Below are 17,487 nucleotides of genomic sequence, written 5' to 3' on the forward strand. Positions count from 1 at the left end.
AGCGTTATTTGGGATCGCAAGCGTAATTTTTTAAATTTTGTTCGACACTTCTTGGATTGATCGGCTGCCATTGGCTATAGACCTTTTCAGTCTTGACGATTTCACCGCTTGCCATGCGCTCTTCGTGAAAATCGATTGTGTAAGTCCGCACCCGATTGTCGCGGCAATTGTATTGAGCACGAATCAGCACAGATTGAAAAACGACGCCTTGCTGATCACGCATTTTCTGCTTGTAATCCAAGAGCTCAGCGACGTTGACGAAAATATCGGTGCGAACAATTTCACCTCGCTCTGTGTAGGTCACCATTGAGGTGTCTTCGTGCAAACTCAGCCATTGGGCCTGAGCGGCACCTGCAAGGAAACCAAGCCCCAACAGGGCGTATTTGAAAAATGGCTTCAAACCAGGAATGTTCATCATTGGCACCTGCCCCTATGGGCGTTGATCCGAATTCGATTCTTTGATTTGAAGTCTTTTTATGATCGACCCGGGGAGTAACCCCTGTCAAAGAATGGCATTACCAAGCCATTCTTATATCACGACCAGTATGTTCTCAGACAGCCTTGGACTTGAGGACCGTTTTTTGCTGCATGCCTCTTTGAACCACCATGAGGTGCGAGGGCAAGAATAACTGCTTGAAGTCGGCGCAAAATGAGATCCATGCCATCACTCCTTCAATCAAACAAACACTCTTCGATTCTAACTGCCATCACGCAAAACATATATATATTCCAACGAATATCTGCACCATAAAACTATTAAAATTCTTTCAAATGGTAACAATTAGTTTTGACAAACCAATTTGCTTGGTACGCATCTACAAGATCAATGACTCGAGGGGACTAAATATATGAACCAACATGACTCAAACCAAAGTACCGATCAGCAACGTTTCAAACGAATCCATCTCGATGAGATGACGCCTGATCAAAAAATCTATTTCAATGGCCTGATGTCTGGCCCTGTTTCTGGAACAGGCAGCAAGGGCGTCGTTCAAGGTGCGACAAGTCTGGGCGCACCATTCAATGTGCTTTTACGGAGTCCTGTACTCGCTGAGCGTTTGCGCAAAGTGGGTGAATATCTCCGCTTTGAAAGCAGCATCCCCAAACGGCTCAACGAATTTGCCATTCTCGTCACTGCACGTACATGGACCGCACAATACGAATGGTACGCACATCTTCGCCTAGCCATCAAGGAAGGTTTAAACCCGGAGCTCGCCACAGATCTTGCACAAGGAAAGCGTCCTAAAAATATGCAACCGGACGAAGAAGCTGTCTACAACTTCTGTCACGAACTACACACCACGCATCAAGTCAGCGACGCACATTACAAAGCCGTTCTTGACTTGTTTGGCGAACAAGGCGTTGTGGATTTAATGGTTGTCAGCGGCTATTACGTGATGGTGTCGATGGTGCTGAACGTCAACCGCACGCCATTACCAGATGGCGCGGTGCCGATCCCGGAGCTCTAAAGACCAGCAAGTATCCCAATTGCTCTCATTTAACGTGATCTACAGGGAAACCTGCATTGAGCTACACGTTATTTTGGGTTATCTTCGATCAACATGACTCTAACCGTGAAAAGGATCGTGATGAACCTTTCGGTTAGAGACTCAAGAAAAAACGTTTCGGAGATGTCAATGAAGCTTATTAAAACTCTTGCCCTGAGTTTTGCAGTGGTTTGCGCCGGTGCTGCGCATGCACAAAATTACTCGATCGCGACTGGCGGAACTGGCGGCGTCTACTACCCCATGGGCGGCGGTCTGGCATCCGTACTGACCAAGAAAGTACCCGGCATGTCTGCCACAGCGGAAGTCACTGGCGGTTCCGTCGACAACTTGAAGCTGATCGGCTCAGGCAAACCTTACATGGCCTTCACCATGTCCGATGCGGCCAAAGACGCACTCGATGGCAAAGACAAGTTCTCCGGTCGTAAAGTCGACGTCAAAACACTCCTCGTCCTGTACCCCAACCGCATGCATGTTGTGACCACAGAAGCCAGTGGCATCAAGACAATGAAGGACCTCAAAGGCAAGCGCGTCAGTACTGGCAGTCCAGGAAGCGCCACAGAAGTGATGGCTTTCCGTTTGCTCGAAGCATCAGGGCTGGATAAAGATAAAGACGTGAAACGCGAGCGTCTTGGGGTCGCAGAATCCGTCAACGCTGTTAAAGACCGCAAGATCGACGCGTTTTTCTGGGTCGGTGGTCTGCCCACCGCCGCAGTGACTGATTTGGCGAACACCCCCGGCACGAAAATCGTCATGATTGACCATGCTGATGCCGTGGACGCCATGAACAAGAAATATGGCAACCTGTACTTTAAAGACACCATACCTCAGTCGACCTACTCAGGCATGGCAGGTGATAACAAAAACGCTTCAGTTTCAAACATCTTGGTCGTCAACGGTCAGATGCCCGAGGAAGAAGCCTACAAAATCACCAAAGCCGTTTTTGATAACAAAGAAGAATTGGTTCGCACACACCGCGAGTATGAAAGCGTGAAACTGGAAAATCAGAAAGCTGCGGCTACGCCTCTGCCTTTCCATCCTGGTGCATTGAAATATTTCCAGGAAAAGGGTCAGAACGTCAACTAAAGATGTTCTATTAAGACCTAATGCCCTCCCTTCAGCAAGTACGTGATCGCGCGTACTTGCTGAAATTTTTTATCCAACACAACTATAAATAGAACCAGGTAGAACCATGAGTGAGTCGTCCATCGATCGCGCCACCCAACAAAAACTAGATGAACTCATCCGCCAGGAAGAAGGCGATGCAAATGATTATCGAGGCTGGCTCGCGATATTTTTAACGCTTTGCGCAGTTGGCATGTCGGTCTTTCATTTGTACGCTGCGTACGAGATCGTGCCCACACAAGTATTGCGTACGATTCACCTTGCAATGGTTTTATTTTTAGTCTTCCTGACTTTTCCTATCACCGCGCGTTTTAAAAATCGGCTGATGTGGTGGGACTTGATCATCGCCTGTTTTTCGATCTTTGTGGCGTTTTATATTTTGAACGGTGGCGACGACTTTACTGATCGCAATACCGAACCCCTGCCTCTCGATATCGCAATCGGCATTGGTTTGATTCTGATGATTCTTGAAGGCTTGCGTCGCACCAACGGCATGGTTCTCGTGACCGTGACAGTCCTCTTCATACTTTATGCGTTGTTCGGCAATTACCTTCCCGCCCCCTGGACGCATAAAGGTTACGACATCGGTCGCTTTGTCGGTTTCATGTACATGACCCTCGAGGGCATCTATGGGACGGCGCTGGATGTTTCAGCCACGCTCATCATTCTGTTCACTATCTTCGGCGCATTTTTACAGTTCACTGGCGCGGGAAAATTTTTCATCGACTTTTCCTTTGCCGCCATGGGTGGCAAATCTTCAGGAGTGGGTCGCACGATTGTGCTCTCATCGTTCTTGCTAGGCGGTCCCTCGGGCTCGGGGGTCGCCACGACTGTGACAGTGGGCTCTGTCGCCGCACCGATGCTGGACAAGGTGGGATACGACAAAAATGCCGCGGGTGGCTTGCTCGCCGCAGGCGGCTTGGGCGCCATCATCTCCCCTCCAGTCTTGGGAGCTGCCGCTTTCCTGATTGCTGACTTCCTTAAGATCTCCTACCTTGATGTCTTGTTGATGGCGTGTATTCCGACCATCTTGTTCTACCTTGGTTTGTTCATCATGGTGGAAATCGACGTGCGCAAATATGGCATGAAAAAAATGTCATTTGCTGCAACAGAAAGCGCATGGTCTCTCACCAAAAAATATTGGTTCCATTTCTTTTCGCTCATCTCGATCGTCGTCTTCATGATGATCGGCTTCTCGCCCATCATGTCCGTTTTTTGGGCCACGATCGTCTCTGCTGCCACCAGCATGCTCAGACGCGATACGGCGATTATTTCTTATGACTGGTTGCGTGGTCGCGAACCTTTTTTCAAAGGCTTCTATCAATCCAATCTCGTGAAAGCGCTCGCGAATGGTTCGACTGGCGTGTTGTCCATCGCGGTTACATGCGCAGGCGCAGGCTTGATCGTCGGCACCGTCACCCTGACTGGCCTTGGCTTGAAATTCAGCTCGATCGTCATCGAGTACGCAGGGGGCTCCTTGCTCTTGACGGCGATCTTCACGGGACTAGTCGTGTGGGTGGTTGGTCTGGCCGTGCCTGTGACCGCTTCATACATCATCTGCGCGGTGATCGCGGCCCCTGCACTGATCAACTTGGGCGTACCGGATTTTGCCGCGCATATGTTCATCTTTTATTACGCGGTGTTATCCGAAGTTTCGCCTCCGACCGCACTGTCGCCTTTCGCAGCGGCAGCCATCTGCAAAGGGGATCCTTACAAAACCACACTACAGACATGGAAATACGTTGCCCCTGCGATTCTGGTGCCTTTCATGTTTGTGCTGGGCGATGAAGGTACCAGTCTCTTATTGATGGGCTCCACCAAAGCGCTGGCCAATGCCGACTGGATGCAAATTGGGTGGATCACGTTCACAGCAGCCGTAGGTGTGGTGTGTCTGGCAGGCGGTCTGCAGGGCTGGTTCATCGAAAAGACGCACATGCTTGAGCGCACCATCATGGTCATCGCAGGCGTTGCCCTGACCTATCCAGACAACTGGGCGGACTTGGTGGGTTTTGCCGGCTTTATCCTAGTGTTGATCACCCAGGTGATGAGACATAGAAAAAATGAGCGGCTAGCGCCTAGCTGATCTGCTGGGTGAGCATCCCGCTCAACTCAAGCCTAAAGTACGCTCGACGCCCCGGACTAAATTCAATAGCCGGGGCGCAAATTTTTCAGTCAGTGTTTTCTCATCCATTTCGTATGTCGCCACGGTTAAGTTGAACGCAAGTGGCACACCGTTGTAACGCGATGCCAAAGGCACTGCCACAGCAGCCAAGGTAGGCTGCCACTCACCCACAACGGTACAAAAACCAGACTGTTTCATCTGTTTGATCGCCTGCTCGGTGGGAGCAAGGCATTTCTCATAGTCCTGAGGATGGACAGATTTCAGTCCACTGTAAATATACGCACGTTCCTGTTGAGTATGACCGTAGAGCAGTGCGCGTCCCATGGCAGTTCTGAGCAGAGGTCTAGTCGATCCGATTCCTGGCTTAGTGAAATTACTTTCATGACCCACCACCGTCTCCACATACACCACCTGCAAGCGGTCACGCATCCCCATCGACACGGGACCATTTGCCAGACACGCCAGTTCCATCATTTCCGGGCCGGCTATCTGACGGATTGCCATTTGAGACAACAGTGGATACCCGAGCGATAAGACAGCCGCTCCCAGAGCATACTTACCGGAAGCTTTATCCCGCCTCAAGTAGCCCAGCCCCATGAGGGTATAGGTCAGGCGCGTAATCGTAGGCCGCGCGAGAGACAGCCGCTCAGAGAGCTCCTTATTACCCAATAAGGCCTCGCCCTGTCCAAAACAGCCCAATACGGCGAGACCATTAGCAAGCGTAGAAGCAAATTGCGGCTGCTGTTGCAGCATTTCCATATCCAAAAAACCTGGATCACGGCTCTCAAGGGTTTCTTTGGGGCTTCTCATCCGTATTCATCATTTGAAAATCATTTTTCTCATTGACATTGTATCTTTGTATAAACATAATTAATTACAACTATTCGGTTATTAATTCAACTATTTGGAATTAAAGATGCATAAGAAAATTCGTCCTGTTGGATCCACTGAACCACTCTTCTCCTTCGTTGTCGTTGCGGACACGCATGTCAACGAGAGTGACAACGTCTGTAGTTCGCCTTTTGAGACGAATCATCTGGCCAACGAACGCGCCCGCTTTGTGTTCGAGGATATCGCGCAGATGGAGCCTCAACCGAAGTTCGTGATCCACCTTGGCGACATCGTTCACCCCATGCCTGCCTTACCTACATTCATGCAAGCCGTCGATCAATTCAAACAGATCAGCAGCCAATTACGCTGCCCTCTGCATGTCCTGCCCGGCAATCACGATGTGGGAGACAAACGTATCGACTGGATGCCTGCAGACCAGATCTGCGAGCCTCATCTCGAGGCCTATAGAAAAGCATTTGGCAAAGACTATTACAGCGTCGATGTGGAAAATATCCGCTGTGTGCTGATCAACTCACTCTTGATTAACTCTGGTCTGGCCGCTGAAGAAGAACAAAAAGCATGGCTTGAGGAGCAAGTCAATTCCGCACAAGGCAAAAGAGTGTTTCTGTTCATGCACTACCCACCTTTTGTTTATAGCGAAACCGAACATGGGAGTTATGACAACCTGGATGAGCCTGGACGGTCTTGGCTGGTGAATCTGATGAAAAAGTCCAATGTCGAAGCCTCTTTTGCCGGACATGTCCACAACTTCTGGTACGAACAGCTCAATGATTCAAGCTTTTACATGCTGCCCTCCACCGCCTTTCTTCGTCACGACTACTCAGAGTTTTATCGCATTAAACCCGAGGTTGAATTTGGTCGCGGTGATGTCGCAAAATTTGGCTACTTCATCGTAGATGTGTTCGCTGATTGCCATATCGCTTACCCAGTCCGCACCATGGGCGTTCGTACGAGTGCCTCAACGCAAGACAAGAAAAGCTCCATTCAATACCTGACCAACCCCAAAAGTTCACACTTTAACAACGTAGGTGTCGAACTCCGCCACACATGGACTGAGGTCGCACAGATTCCCGCAACAGGCGGCGTGCAAGAGTTTGGTCGAAAATCCGCACGTAACGACTACCCCTTACTCGCCCTTTGGGAAATGGGTGCCAGACTGTCAAAAGTAACCGATCAAGATGCTCTTGATATTCAAACGAATCGCCGCATGCAACTACTGGCGAAAATGGGACATCGTTTTTTGCTCACAGCGTTAGGCACACCCAAGACAAGCCTGATAAGCGCGAATCTCGAAGCGGCGGGCGTGACTGGGATCGAAACCAATCTGAGCACAGCCAGGTTCCAGAGTGATCTGGAGAGGCTCAAGGCCTTTAAAGATAAAACAAACATAGACATTTACTGGTGCAAGATACACACATACGATGACTCTCATTATGACGGCAAGCATTTCAGCCATTTCGTTAAATCTGGATTCACCATAGGCGACCTCACGACTCAGGCTTCGCTCATCAAGGCAGCGCTTACCACCAAAATAATCAATGGCATTACCGTACGCGTCGAGCACGACCAGGACCTGTTAACAGTCGCCCCCTTACTGAACACTTTTGCAAAAGAGTATCAATGCAAGATTGTTGCTTCGCTCAAACTCAGCGGACCGAGTATCGCTCAATCAAACGATGATGAGGCAGCATTGATAGAAAAAGTCTGCCTCGCAATGCTGTATTCAAAAGGCCCAGAAGCGATTCAATACATCTTCGACACATTCATGGATGTCGACAGAGGCTACTACCCAAGACGCGCGTTCATCGACAGACAATTTAACCCTAACGTTGCAGCACATGTCTTTGCGCATATCAACTCAATTTTTTCCAACACCAGAAAAATCAGCATCGATACTTCTCGCTCTAAAACTGGCTCGCATATTGTTTTTAAGGCGGATGATCAAGAGCACCAGATTCATTTTGGCGATGCAAGCACACTCGCTGCAACACGCAGTCAGCTCAAGAATGTGACAAACGTCATCGATCTCACTGCAAACGGCAGAGAGCAAATATCCACGCTCGAAGATACAACCACCTCGCTGAATTCAATCCAGACTCATCCTGAAATTAATGCTGTGTTGTTTAGCCTCAAATAACCAACAATTGGAGTATTAGCATGAAACTGCGCCTCTCCCTCCTGAATTTACTGCTGACTATCACAGCACTATGTATCGTCCCGCATGCATTTGCAGCTTATCCCGATAAACCCGTCAAGCTGCTGGTTGGTTATGGTCCGGGCGGCGCAACTGACATCATCGCCAGAGTGCTGTCAAAGTACCTTTCCGACAAATGGGGTCAGGCCGTTGTCGTTGAAAACAAGCCCGGCGCGAGCGGCATGATCGCAGCCAGCGAAGTTGTTCGAGCAAGCCCCGATGGCTACACCTTGTTGCTTGGTTACACGCCAGAGGTGTCTATCAACCAACTCGTTTTCTCTAACATGCGTTACGATCCAATCAAGGATCTCACACCGATCTCACTCGCAGCCGAAGCACCTCTCGTTCTAGCTGTGGGTGCAAAGCTTCCAGCAAAGTCCCTTAATGAAATACTGGATAAAGGCAAAAGTTCGACGCCTCTAACATATGGCTCACCGGGAGTCGGTGGTCAACAGCACATGGCTGGAGAAATGCTCGGCGGCGCTACAAAAATCTCGCTGACGCACATTCCCTACAAGGGAACCGGACCGGCTGTCGCGGCACTTGTCGGCGGACAGATCGATCTCTTTTTTGCAACCACGCCACCCCTTTTAGGTCAAATCCGGGCCGGCAAGGTCACTCCCATCGCCGTTGCAGGAAGCCAGCGCGAAAAATTACTTCCGGATGTGCCAACCTTTGTTGAACTGGGCTACCCCACAATACAGCTCACGAACTGGTTTGGTGTCTTTGGACCACGTCAACTGCCTTCACCCGTTCTTGAAAAAATCACAGCAGATGTGACTGCAGCATTGAAAGACCCCGCTGTGGTTAAGCAACTTGAGGATCAAGGTCTGACACCACGCCCCATCTCTGGCTCCGAATTCGCTCAGTTTATCGCCTCAGAAATGAGCAAGTACGCTCCAATCATCAAATCGGCCAATATTCAGGCTGAATAGGCTGAGTGAGGATTTTCTGTGGGGCACCAGATAAGCCTGTAGAACGGCTAAACTAGGTGAAATTTTGGAAATGGCGTTAAGTTGCCTTTTCCACCGCCCCACAGAAACACACCCATTGCAGCCTTTTGAAGAATAAAACCCCTACCAGCACCTCTGAAATCCATGCCTTGAGTGCCGTCGAGCAAGACGAAGCACCAGACTCGCTGGAACAGGCGGAGTTTGAACTCCTGATCGAACAAGGCAAGACACTCGCAGCCAAGCTCGAGGCGCTTAAAGTCCTCATTGATCAGCATCGTCGTCTCTACAACAGTACTGTTCCCGTTTTACAAAAGAAACAAGATAGCTTGCGTCGCGCGATGGTCTTATGGTTGGATCAGCGTTTAAAAGGCGAAGGCTTGACTGCCCGTCACGAACGTCAGATCAAACGCTTGATCTGCCATATCGCCATGGAGTTCGCACTGGCCGGGGATCGCGTCATGCGCGCCCTGCATGACGTTCATAGCGAGGAGTCTTTGGCGGATATTGAACGTGCTCAGGCCGCCGAGGCGCAAGCCTATCTCAAAGAGGCGATGGGCGAAGAGTTTGGCGAAGATCAGGTTTTTGAAAATCTGGACGACGTCCTGCATGCGAAATTCGACTTTATGCGCAAAGAAGCCGAGGCACGCGCACGCAATCGTGAGGCGCGTCGGGCTAAAAAGAAAAAAATGTCGCTGGCTGATATGCAGGCAGCCGATGATGTCGAAAGCGCCTTGCGCAGCCTTTACCGTAAATTGGCCAGCGCCCTGCATCCGGACCGAGAGAGCGACGAAGAAGCTCGATCCTATAAAACCAAATTGATGAGCGAAGCGAATACGGCTTACGAACGTCGGGACCTTCTGGCGCTCTTGGAGTTGCAAACAAAAGCCCAGCTTCCGGAGGCTACGCTGACCTCGGCGCTGGCACGTAAAAAACTCGCCGCCCTAACCGATTTGATGCGGGAACGCTTGACCGCCCTGCATCGCGAAATTCGGGACATTGAGCTGCAAGCCACGGCAGAGTTTGTCTTACCTGCCTCCATGACTATTCATGAGGCCTCACTCAAACACCATCTCAATAGCCGCAAACGCGAAATGCTGCTTGAGCTCAGACGCTTGAATGAAGAGCTGACAAGCGTTAAAACAGACGCTGGCCTCAAACGCTGGCTAAAAGAACAAACATCAGACTTAAAAGACTAAAGGAGTCGAGACATGTCCTTGCAGTTTTATTACTCTCCCCTGAGCTGCTCATTGGCCACCCACATCGTGCTCGAGCACCTTGGCGCGGATTACGAGGCCCACCGACTCAACTTGCGTGATAACGATCAAAACAAGCCCGAATATCTGGCGATCAATCCAAAAGGACGTGTACCAGCTCTGATCACCGACCGAGGGATCCTAACAGAGACCCCTGCATTGCTTTTGTATCTGGCGCAGCTCTACCCCGCCGCCAAGCTCGCCCCGCTTGACGATCCGTTTGCTCTAGCTCAAATGCAGTCCATCAATAGCTGGTTTTGCTCAACCGTTCACGTGCACCACGCCCATGGCGCGCGTGGTCGCCGCTGGTCCGATGACCTCGACGCGCAAAAATCCATGAAAGCCAAAGTCGCCCAAAACATGACCGATTGCGCGACCCTGATCGAACGCGAGATATTGCGAGGTCCCTGGGTGATGGGCGAGCAATTCACTGTCGCTGATCCCTATCTGTTCACCATGACGAGCTGGATGGCTGGCGATGGCGTGGACATGAGCCAGTTTCCAAAGCTATCTGATCACCACAAACGGATGCTGGAGATCCCGGCTGTGAAAAAAATCGCGCCATTGCACGGGATTTAAACCAGTCTCCTAGCGATTATTCTGTTTTTTCCAGACCTCAAAATCTTGCATCGTTTGGGGATCTGTTGCGGGATACAACCCCAAAATTGAACGGCCCGAGGCAACGGCTGCGGTCACGAAATCCTCGAACTTTGTCATTTCCCAGGCCTGCTCAGCAAGCTCGTCGGCAAGATGGGCAGGCAAGACAATCACCCCGTCACCATCACCGACAATCACGTCACCCGGAAACACAGGAGCATCTCCACAACCGATCGGGACGTTGATGTCGATCGCCTCATGATGCGTCAAGTTTGTCGGAGCAGAAGGTCGCTGGTGATAAGCGGGTATCCCCAGCACCGCAATCTCAGCAGAGTCTCTAAAGCCCCCGTCCGTCACAACGCCCGCGGCACCCTTCGCCATCAAGCGTCCGACAAGGATACCGCCGGCCGATGCCGCACGCGCGTCTTTGCGACTATCGATCACCAATACAGCCCCCTTTGGGCACTCCTCGATCGCTTTGCGTTGTGGATGGGCGCGATTCTGAAACACCTCGATGCCGTTGCGATCCTCCCGCGCAGGCATATAGCGAAGCGTAAAAGCCTCCCCCACCATATTTTGAGTCGACACCGATAAGCGCTGCACATTTTGAATGAACTGGTTACGCAATCCTCGCTTAAAGAGCAGCGTGGCCAGCGTGGCCGTGCTGACACCCATCAATTTTTCTCGGGTTGAAGCTTTCAGATTCGACATGAACTATCCCTGTTAGTACTAACGATAGGTTGTTTGATGCAAACTGACCCATTACTATAACACTAATATATTAGTGTTATAGCCATGCCTAACACCATTCAACTTGATCGCTATCGTCAGGCAGCCCCTCAACTCTACGAGGTGCTCAGGGCGCAAATCATTTCAACTGAACTCAAACCCGGAGATGCCCTCTCACGCGCTGAGCTGGCGAAACAGTTTGGTGTCAGCCAGACACCTGTGCGCGATGCGCTGATGAGGCTTGAGCAAGAAGACCTCGTCAACGTCTATCCGCAAGCCGCTACCCGTGTCAGCAAAATCGATCTGCATTCGGCGAGACAGGCGCACTTTCTGCGCAAAGCCGTTGAGCTCGAACTCGTGCATGAATATGCGATTCAAAAAAATGCGGAGGTCCTCGCAGACCTCAAAGAAGCGCTGAGCCGATTGAAGCAATGCGCACACACACAGCAAGTCGAAGGTTTCATTCAGGCTGATCACGACTTCCACTACACCCTCTATGCCCACGCCGACCTGCTTGAGACTTGGTCGCTTTTACGAGCGCAAAGCGGACACATTGACCGCCTCAGACGCTTGCATTTACCCGAGGGCGGCAAAATGCAACAAGTCATAGATGATCATCAAGAGATCGTCTCCGCGATTCAGTCAAGCGATCCCGTTCGTGCTCAGCAAGCAGTTCGCCACCATCTGAGTGGCACACTCAAGCACGCCGAGCAAATCAAGCAAGCTCATCCCGATTACTTCTAAGTATCGACTCTATTATCCAGAGCGCTTCATGAAAAAAACCGCAACAGAAAAAGATTTGATCAGAGCGGATTACACCGCTCTCACTGAACTGACTCAGAGGCTATTTGAATGCGTGGGTCTGAAAGCCGATCGCGCCGAGTCAGTCGCGCGACTACTGACACTCACGGACATGATGGGACGCCCGACACATGGGTTGACACAATGCAAGGCCTATCTCAATGAGTTAGAAAAAGGGGGCATGTCGACCCATGCTGAAATTGAAGTCGTGCGCGATACGGGTTCGACCATGGTCTGGGATGGTCACTACCTGCCCGGTCTATGGCTGGTCGAGCAAGCCATGAATCTCGCATGCCAGCGTGTCAAGCAACATGGCGTCGTGACACTCTCCATCCGAAAAAGTCACCACATCGGCTGCCTGGCTGTTCTGATCAAACAGGCTGTGGACAAGGGGTATTTCGTCACACTCGCCTCTTCGGGTCCACACGGAAAATATGCCGCACCTTTTGGTGGCACACAATCCCTACTGAGTCCGAACCCGATCGCCTGGGGCATTCCCTCTCGACGCGAACCCGTCCTAATCGATATGACCGCCTCGGTGACGACTGTCTCAATGACGCGTGAAAAGGCGCAAGCAGGTGAACTGTTGGATCACCCATGGCTGCTGGACAGTGAAGGAAAACCGACTCGTGACCCACGTGTCATGGAAATGGTAAAACCCGCCGGCAGTCTGATGTGGCTCGGAGGTATGGAAAGTGGCCACAAAGGTTTTGGGCTCGCGCTCATGGTCGAAGCATTGACGCAAGCGTTGAGTGGCCACGGCCGCATGGATGCCCCGAAGCGCTGGGGCGCCAGCGTCTATCTTCAACTAATCGATCCCAATGCATTTGCAGGACATCACGCGTTTTGCGATCAGATGGATTTTTTAATTGATGCCTGCCACGCAAACACGCCAGCCAATCCCGAAATGCCGGTTCGCTTACCCGGAGAACTCGCCAATCAACGCATTCAACAGGCGATGGAGCTCGGGGTTCCGATTACACGCCAAACCCTCGAGCAACTTCTTGCTGCCGCAACGAATTATCACCTCAGCACTGCAGGACTTTCCCAGCCTTAGTATCAAAACAACAAGGAGCAACAAGCATGTCAACCGTCCAAGAAATCGCACGCGCTCAACACCCAGCCCGGCGTGCCGTGCTGTCTGGCGCGCTCAAGGCCGTCACACTCCTCAGCGCGCTGCTTGCTTCAGGTTTGAGTTTGCCCGCAGCTGCTCAAAACAATGCCGCTGCGGCCTTTCCAGATAAAACCGTCCGCATCATCGTTCCATTTCCTGCCGGTGGCGCCTCAGATATTCTGGCGCGCCTTGTTGGCAAGGAGCTCGGAGATCTTTGGAAACAACCCGTGGTGATTGAAAACAAACCCGGCGCATCGGGACATGTCGGAGGTCAGCAAGTCGCGACCGCCAAGCCAGATGGCTATACCCTTCTCGTTGCGGACATGAGCATTTTCACCATGACGCCCAGCCTGATGGACAAAATGACTTACAACCCGGCCAAAGATCTGGCCCCCGTGGCCATCATCGCTTATTCGCCTCACATCCTAGTCGTCAGAAACACGCTGCCTGTCAAAAATTTTGACGAATTCATCGAGTACGCAAAAAAGAATAAAACGCCATTAAGTCTAGGTGTCACGCTGGGCACATCCACCCACCTAGCGGGGATCGTGATGAGTAAAAATCTTGGCTTTGATTTGAACTTTATCGGCTACAAAGGCGGCGCACAAGTTGTTGCTGACCTGGCGGGGGGACAAATTGATTCAACGCTCAACAGTTTCCTGGCGACTTATCCCATGGTGAAGGCAGAAAAATTCAAACTGATCGCTGTGGCCAGCCCCAAGCGATTCGGTCAAATTCCGGACACGATGACCATTGCCGAAAAAACGGCCGGATTTGTGACGGGTTCTTTCCAAGGCATGATGACTACAGCAGGAACCCCTCAAGCCGTGATCGATAAAATCAATGCCGACGTTCAAAAAGTGATTGCCTCGCCCGTCTTGCAAAAAAGATTCGAGGAACTCGGCTCCGAACCAGTGCCCTACTCTGCGCCAGAGGTATCGAAATGGCTCACCGAGCAGACAGCTTTTTGGAGCAAAGTCATCAAGGACAACGACGTAAAACTGCAATAATCATTTAAAACAATTTTCGGAGACTTACACATGAGCCACACAAACCGTCGAAACATCCTGCTCGGAGGCGCGGCACTCGCAGCCACGAGTATTTTTCCAAAACTCGCACTCGCTCAGTCCAACAACTATCCTACGCGCCCCATCACGTTCATCGTGCCTTGGCCTCCCGGCGGCACAGCAGACGCCACGATGCGCGCCCTCGCCCAGGCCTTGACGCGCGAACTCGGTCAAACTGTTGTTGTGGAAAACAAAGCAGGCGCGGCAGGCATGATCGGCGCAAAAGCACTTGCGACGGCCAAACCCGATGGCTATACGATTGGTCAGATTCCTCTCTCGATCACACGCTTTTCGCAACTCGGTTCGGCTCAAATTGATCCCGCAAAAGACTACACCTATCTGGCCAGAACCTCAGGCCAGACCTTTGGTATCGTCGTGCGCCCTGAGTCGCCTTTTAAATCGCTGAAAGAACTCGTCGAGTTCGCTAAAAAGAACCCTGATCAACTGACCTATGCGACCTCAGGCATCGCCGGGCAGACACATGTCGGCATGGAAGAATTCGCCATGGCGGCAGGCATTCAATTACGTCACATCCCCTACAAAGGCGGCGCACCCGCACTGCAGGCATTGTTAGGCGGCCAAGTCGACATGCTCGCGGACTCGAGTGCCTGGGCACCTCAAGTCGAGGCCGGTAAGCTTCGACTTTTGGCCACCTGGGGAGAGGATCGTCTCAAACGCTTCCCAAACGTCCCCACCCTCAAAGATCTTGGCTACCCCGTGGTCACAGACGCTCCCAACGGTGTGGGTGCTCCAGCCGGACTGGATCCCGCAATTGCCAAAAAGCTCGGAGAAGCGCTCGCCAAGGCAGTCCAGAGCAAAGAGTTTCAAGAGGCCTGTGATCGAATTGATGCGCCCGTGCTCTATTTGAATCCCGAACAATATCGCGCCTACATTATGGAAATATATAAAAAAGAGGGCATCTTGATCGAGAAACTCCAACTCAAGAAACTTCTGGCGGGTTAATCACATGACTGCATCACCCTCTTCTTTGATCCGCTTACATCCCTCGGACAACGTCCTGATCGCCCGTGAACCCCTGACCCTTGGCGCACAAATCGCGCACAATGACCAGACATTCAGACTTCGGGCCCAGGTACCCGCAGGACACAAAATCGCGGCATGTGCCATCGCAAAAGGTGAGACTGTACGCAAGTACGACACACCCATAGGCGTGGCGACGCGTGACATCGAGGCGGGTGATCATGTGCATAGCCACAATATTGCTTTGAGTGATTTTGGACATACCCATGAGTTCGGGCGCGATGTCATCCCCGTGGACTATGTGCCCGAGAGACAGCGTGCGACTTTTATGGGCATCAAACGTCCCGATGGTCGTATTGCCACACGCAACTTTATTGGCATCCTATCCTCGGTCAATTGCTCTGCCACTGCGATCCGCAAAATCGCTGAGTGGTTTACACCTGAGCGGCTGGCGCCATTCCCCAATGTCGATGGTGTAGTCGCCTTTCCACAAACAACAGGCTGTGGGATGTCTTCGCCAAGCCTTCATTTTGATGTCTTACGCCGGACGCTAGCGGGCTACGCGCGTCATCCCAACCTGGCGGGTGTCTTGATCGTCGGTCTTGGCTGTGAGCGAAACCAGGTCGCCGATCTGGTTGGCTCGCAGCAACTCGACATCGGACCGACTCTCCAGACTCTCGTCATGCAAGAGGTTGGCGGCACCCGCGTCACCATCGAAGCAGGTATCCAAGCTATTCAAGCAATGCTGCCTCAAGCAAATGCCGTCAAACGCGAGCCTTGCAGTGCCAGCCATATCAAAGTCGGTCTCGAGTGCGGCGGATCGGATGGCTTCTCGAGCATCACCGCCAATCCCGCACTCGGCGCAGCCATGGATATCCTCGTCAGGCATGGTGGCACTGCCATTCTCTCCGAAACGCCCGAGATCCATGGCGTGGAGCACATGCTGACACGTCGCGCGGTATCGCCCGCCGTCGGACAAAAACTCCTCGATCGCATCTCTTGGTGGGAAGAATACACACGCGGACAAAATGGACAGTTCAATGGTGTAGTTGCCCCAGGAAATATGCAGGGTGGTTTGGCCAATATTTTTGAAAAGTCCCTTGGGTCCGCCATGAAAGGCGGCAGCACCCCCCTGCAGCAGGTCTACGAATACGCCGAACCCATCGATCAATCCGGCTTTGTCTTTATGGATTCTCCCGGTTACGATCCCTGTGCCGTCACTGGCCAGATCGCCAGCGGCGCCAATATCATCTGCTTCACGACCGGCCGAGGATCAATGTTTGGCTCCAAGCCCTCACCGACGATCAAGCTTGCAACGAACACGCCGATGTTCAAACGACTCGAAGAAGACATGGACATCAACTGTGGCCGTATTCTCGATGGTGAGCTCTCTGTGCAGGAAATGGGCCAAGTCATTTTTGAGCATATTCTGGCGACCGCCTCTGGAGAAAAATCCAAGAGTGAGTTGTTAGGTCTGGGTGATAATGAGTTTGTCCCCTGGCACCTGGGGATTGTGAGCTAAAAGTACTGCTAAGCAACTGAAAACTCAGACTGAGGACATAACAATGATGCAATTAACCCGTCAGTGGTGGTCTTCAATTCTCCTGAGTCTGGGAGCTTTGTTTTTAGGCACTGCCCAGGCAGAGGTCACTGTTGTCATGATCAGACATGCGGAAAAACCTGCCGAAGATCTCGGTCAACTCGAGTGCAAAGGACTCAATAGAGCGTTAAAACTCGGCCCCTTGCTCACCTCGCGTTTTGGCAAAGCCGATATCGTGCTCGCACCTAATCCTGCCGTCAAAATGACAAAGGGCTCATCCGCCTGGAATTACGTTCGACCACTCGCCACCATTGAACCATACGCAATTAGAAATGGACTCCCCGTCAATACAGAATTTGGCTGGAATGACCCCGCGGCTGTCGTGAATTTTTTACTGGCGCGCCAGCAAGGTCTTGTGGTCGCGGCGTGGGAGCATCACATCATTGGTGAAATCGCCAATCAGCTCGTGAAACGGCTGGGCAGCGATCAAAAAATACCTGAATGGCACGGCGATGACTTTGACTCGATCTTTGTCTTTAAGATTGATGCCTCAACATCGCCAAAACCGACGCTGATCTCCTTTGCAAAACTACAGCAAGGGTTGAATGGTCAATCATCGAGCTGTCCGCAATAACTAACAGTCATTCTGCTGTA

16 protein-coding genes are annotated in these 17,487 nt (G+C 51.6%); 13 read left to right on the plus strand and 3 right to left on the minus strand.

Annotation, left to right across the window (positions count from 1 at the left end):
- Positions 1–4: 4 nt before the first annotated feature.
- Positions 5–418, minus strand: coding sequence for a surface-adhesin E family protein (locus QWY30_RS05095; protein ID WP_290238828.1), 414 nt, complete (start codon positions 416–418; stop codon positions 5–7).
- Positions 419–848: 430 nt separating this feature from the next.
- On the opposite strand from QWY30_RS05095, the gene QWY30_RS05100 reads away from it, so the two are divergent.
- The 3 genes from QWY30_RS05100 to QWY30_RS05110 all read left to right on the plus strand — a co-directional run bounded on the left by QWY30_RS05100 (position 849) and on the right by QWY30_RS05110 (position 4,713).
- Positions 849–1,469: a carboxymuconolactone decarboxylase family protein gene (locus QWY30_RS05100; RefSeq protein WP_290238830.1), complete on the plus strand. Its 621-nt coding sequence runs from the start codon at positions 849–851 to the stop codon at positions 1,467–1,469.
- Positions 1,470–1,637: 168 nt separating this feature from the next.
- Positions 1,638–2,591, plus strand: coding sequence for a TAXI family TRAP transporter solute-binding subunit (locus QWY30_RS05105; protein WP_290238832.1), 954 nt, complete (start codon positions 1,638–1,640; stop codon positions 2,589–2,591).
- 106 nt (positions 2,592–2,697) lie between these two features.
- Positions 2,698–4,713 (plus strand): TRAP transporter permease, encoded by a 2,016-nt coding sequence (locus tag QWY30_RS05110; protein ID WP_290238834.1) that lies wholly within the window; start codon positions 2,698–2,700, stop codon positions 4,711–4,713.
- 21 nt (positions 4,714–4,734) lie between these two features.
- On the opposite strand, the gene QWY30_RS05115 is transcribed toward QWY30_RS05110, so the two are convergent.
- The gene (locus QWY30_RS05115; RefSeq protein WP_290238836.1) at positions 4,735–5,562 is read right to left on the minus strand and encodes an IclR family transcriptional regulator; all 828 of its coding nucleotides are present in this window, start codon (positions 5,560–5,562) and stop codon (positions 4,735–4,737) included.
- A 106-nt stretch (positions 5,563–5,668) separates the two neighbouring features.
- Between QWY30_RS05115 and QWY30_RS05120 the strand changes: the two genes are divergently transcribed.
- The 4 genes from QWY30_RS05120 (at position 5,669) to QWY30_RS05135 (ending at position 10,583) form a co-directional block, all read left to right on the plus strand.
- Complete coding sequence (locus tag QWY30_RS05120) at positions 5,669–7,741, plus strand: metallophosphoesterase (protein WP_290238839.1); 2,073 nt, start codon at positions 5,669–5,671, stop codon at positions 7,739–7,741.
- Between the two features lie 20 nt (positions 7,742–7,761).
- Positions 7,762–8,733: a Bug family tripartite tricarboxylate transporter substrate binding protein gene (locus QWY30_RS05125; RefSeq protein ID WP_290238841.1), complete on the plus strand. Its 972-nt coding sequence runs from the start codon at positions 7,762–7,764 to the stop codon at positions 8,731–8,733.
- Between the two features lie 125 nt (positions 8,734–8,858).
- A complete protein-coding gene (locus QWY30_RS05130) occupies positions 8,859–9,947 on the plus strand; it encodes a hypothetical protein (protein WP_290238842.1) in 1,089 nt (362 codons plus the stop codon).
- A 12-nt stretch (positions 9,948–9,959) separates the two neighbouring features.
- On the plus strand, positions 9,960–10,583 hold the full coding sequence (locus QWY30_RS05135) for a glutathione S-transferase family protein (protein WP_290238844.1): 624 nt from the start codon (positions 9,960–9,962) through the stop codon (positions 10,581–10,583).
- Between the two features lie 9 nt (positions 10,584–10,592).
- On the opposite strand, the gene QWY30_RS05140 is transcribed toward QWY30_RS05135, so the two are convergent.
- Positions 10,593–11,312, minus strand: coding sequence for a ribonuclease activity regulator RraA (locus tag QWY30_RS05140; RefSeq protein ID WP_435433368.1), 720 nt, complete (start codon positions 11,310–11,312; stop codon positions 10,593–10,595).
- An 84-nt stretch (positions 11,313–11,396) separates the two neighbouring features.
- On the opposite strand from QWY30_RS05140, the gene QWY30_RS05145 reads away from it, so the two are divergent.
- The 6 genes from QWY30_RS05145 to QWY30_RS05170 are packed head-to-tail and all read left to right on the plus strand — an operon-like array spanning position 11,397 to position 17,467.
- Complete coding sequence (locus QWY30_RS05145; protein ID WP_290238846.1) at positions 11,397–12,074, plus strand: GntR family transcriptional regulator; 678 nt, start codon at positions 11,397–11,399, stop codon at positions 12,072–12,074.
- Between the two features lie 28 nt (positions 12,075–12,102).
- Positions 12,103–13,188, plus strand: a complete 1,086-nt coding sequence (locus QWY30_RS05150; protein WP_290238848.1) for an Ldh family oxidoreductase — start codon at positions 12,103–12,105, stop codon at positions 13,186–13,188.
- Between the two features lie 26 nt (positions 13,189–13,214).
- Positions 13,215–14,255 carry a Bug family tripartite tricarboxylate transporter substrate binding protein gene (locus QWY30_RS05155; protein ID WP_290238850.1) on the plus strand — a complete coding sequence of 347 codons (1,041 nt, stop codon included), beginning with the start codon at positions 13,215–13,217 and terminating at the stop codon, positions 14,253–14,255.
- 30 nt (positions 14,256–14,285) lie between these two features.
- A complete protein-coding gene (locus QWY30_RS05160; RefSeq protein ID WP_290238852.1) occupies positions 14,286–15,275 on the plus strand; it encodes a tripartite tricarboxylate transporter substrate binding protein in 990 nt (329 codons plus the stop codon).
- Positions 15,276–15,279: 4 nt separating this feature from the next.
- Entirely contained in the window at positions 15,280–16,815 is a 1,536-nt protein-coding gene (locus tag QWY30_RS05165) for a UxaA family hydrolase (protein WP_290238855.1), read from the plus strand.
- A gap of 43 nt (positions 16,816–16,858) precedes the next feature.
- Positions 16,859–17,467 (plus strand): histidine phosphatase family protein, encoded by a 609-nt coding sequence (locus QWY30_RS05170; RefSeq protein ID WP_290238856.1) that lies wholly within the window; start codon positions 16,859–16,861, stop codon positions 17,465–17,467.
- Positions 17,468–17,487 lie beyond the last annotated feature (20 nt).

Origin of the sequence: Zwartia panacis, assembly GCF_030410395.1 — a bacterium.
Taxonomy (GTDB): Bacteria; Pseudomonadota; Gammaproteobacteria; order Burkholderiales; family Burkholderiaceae_B; genus Zwartia; species Zwartia panacis.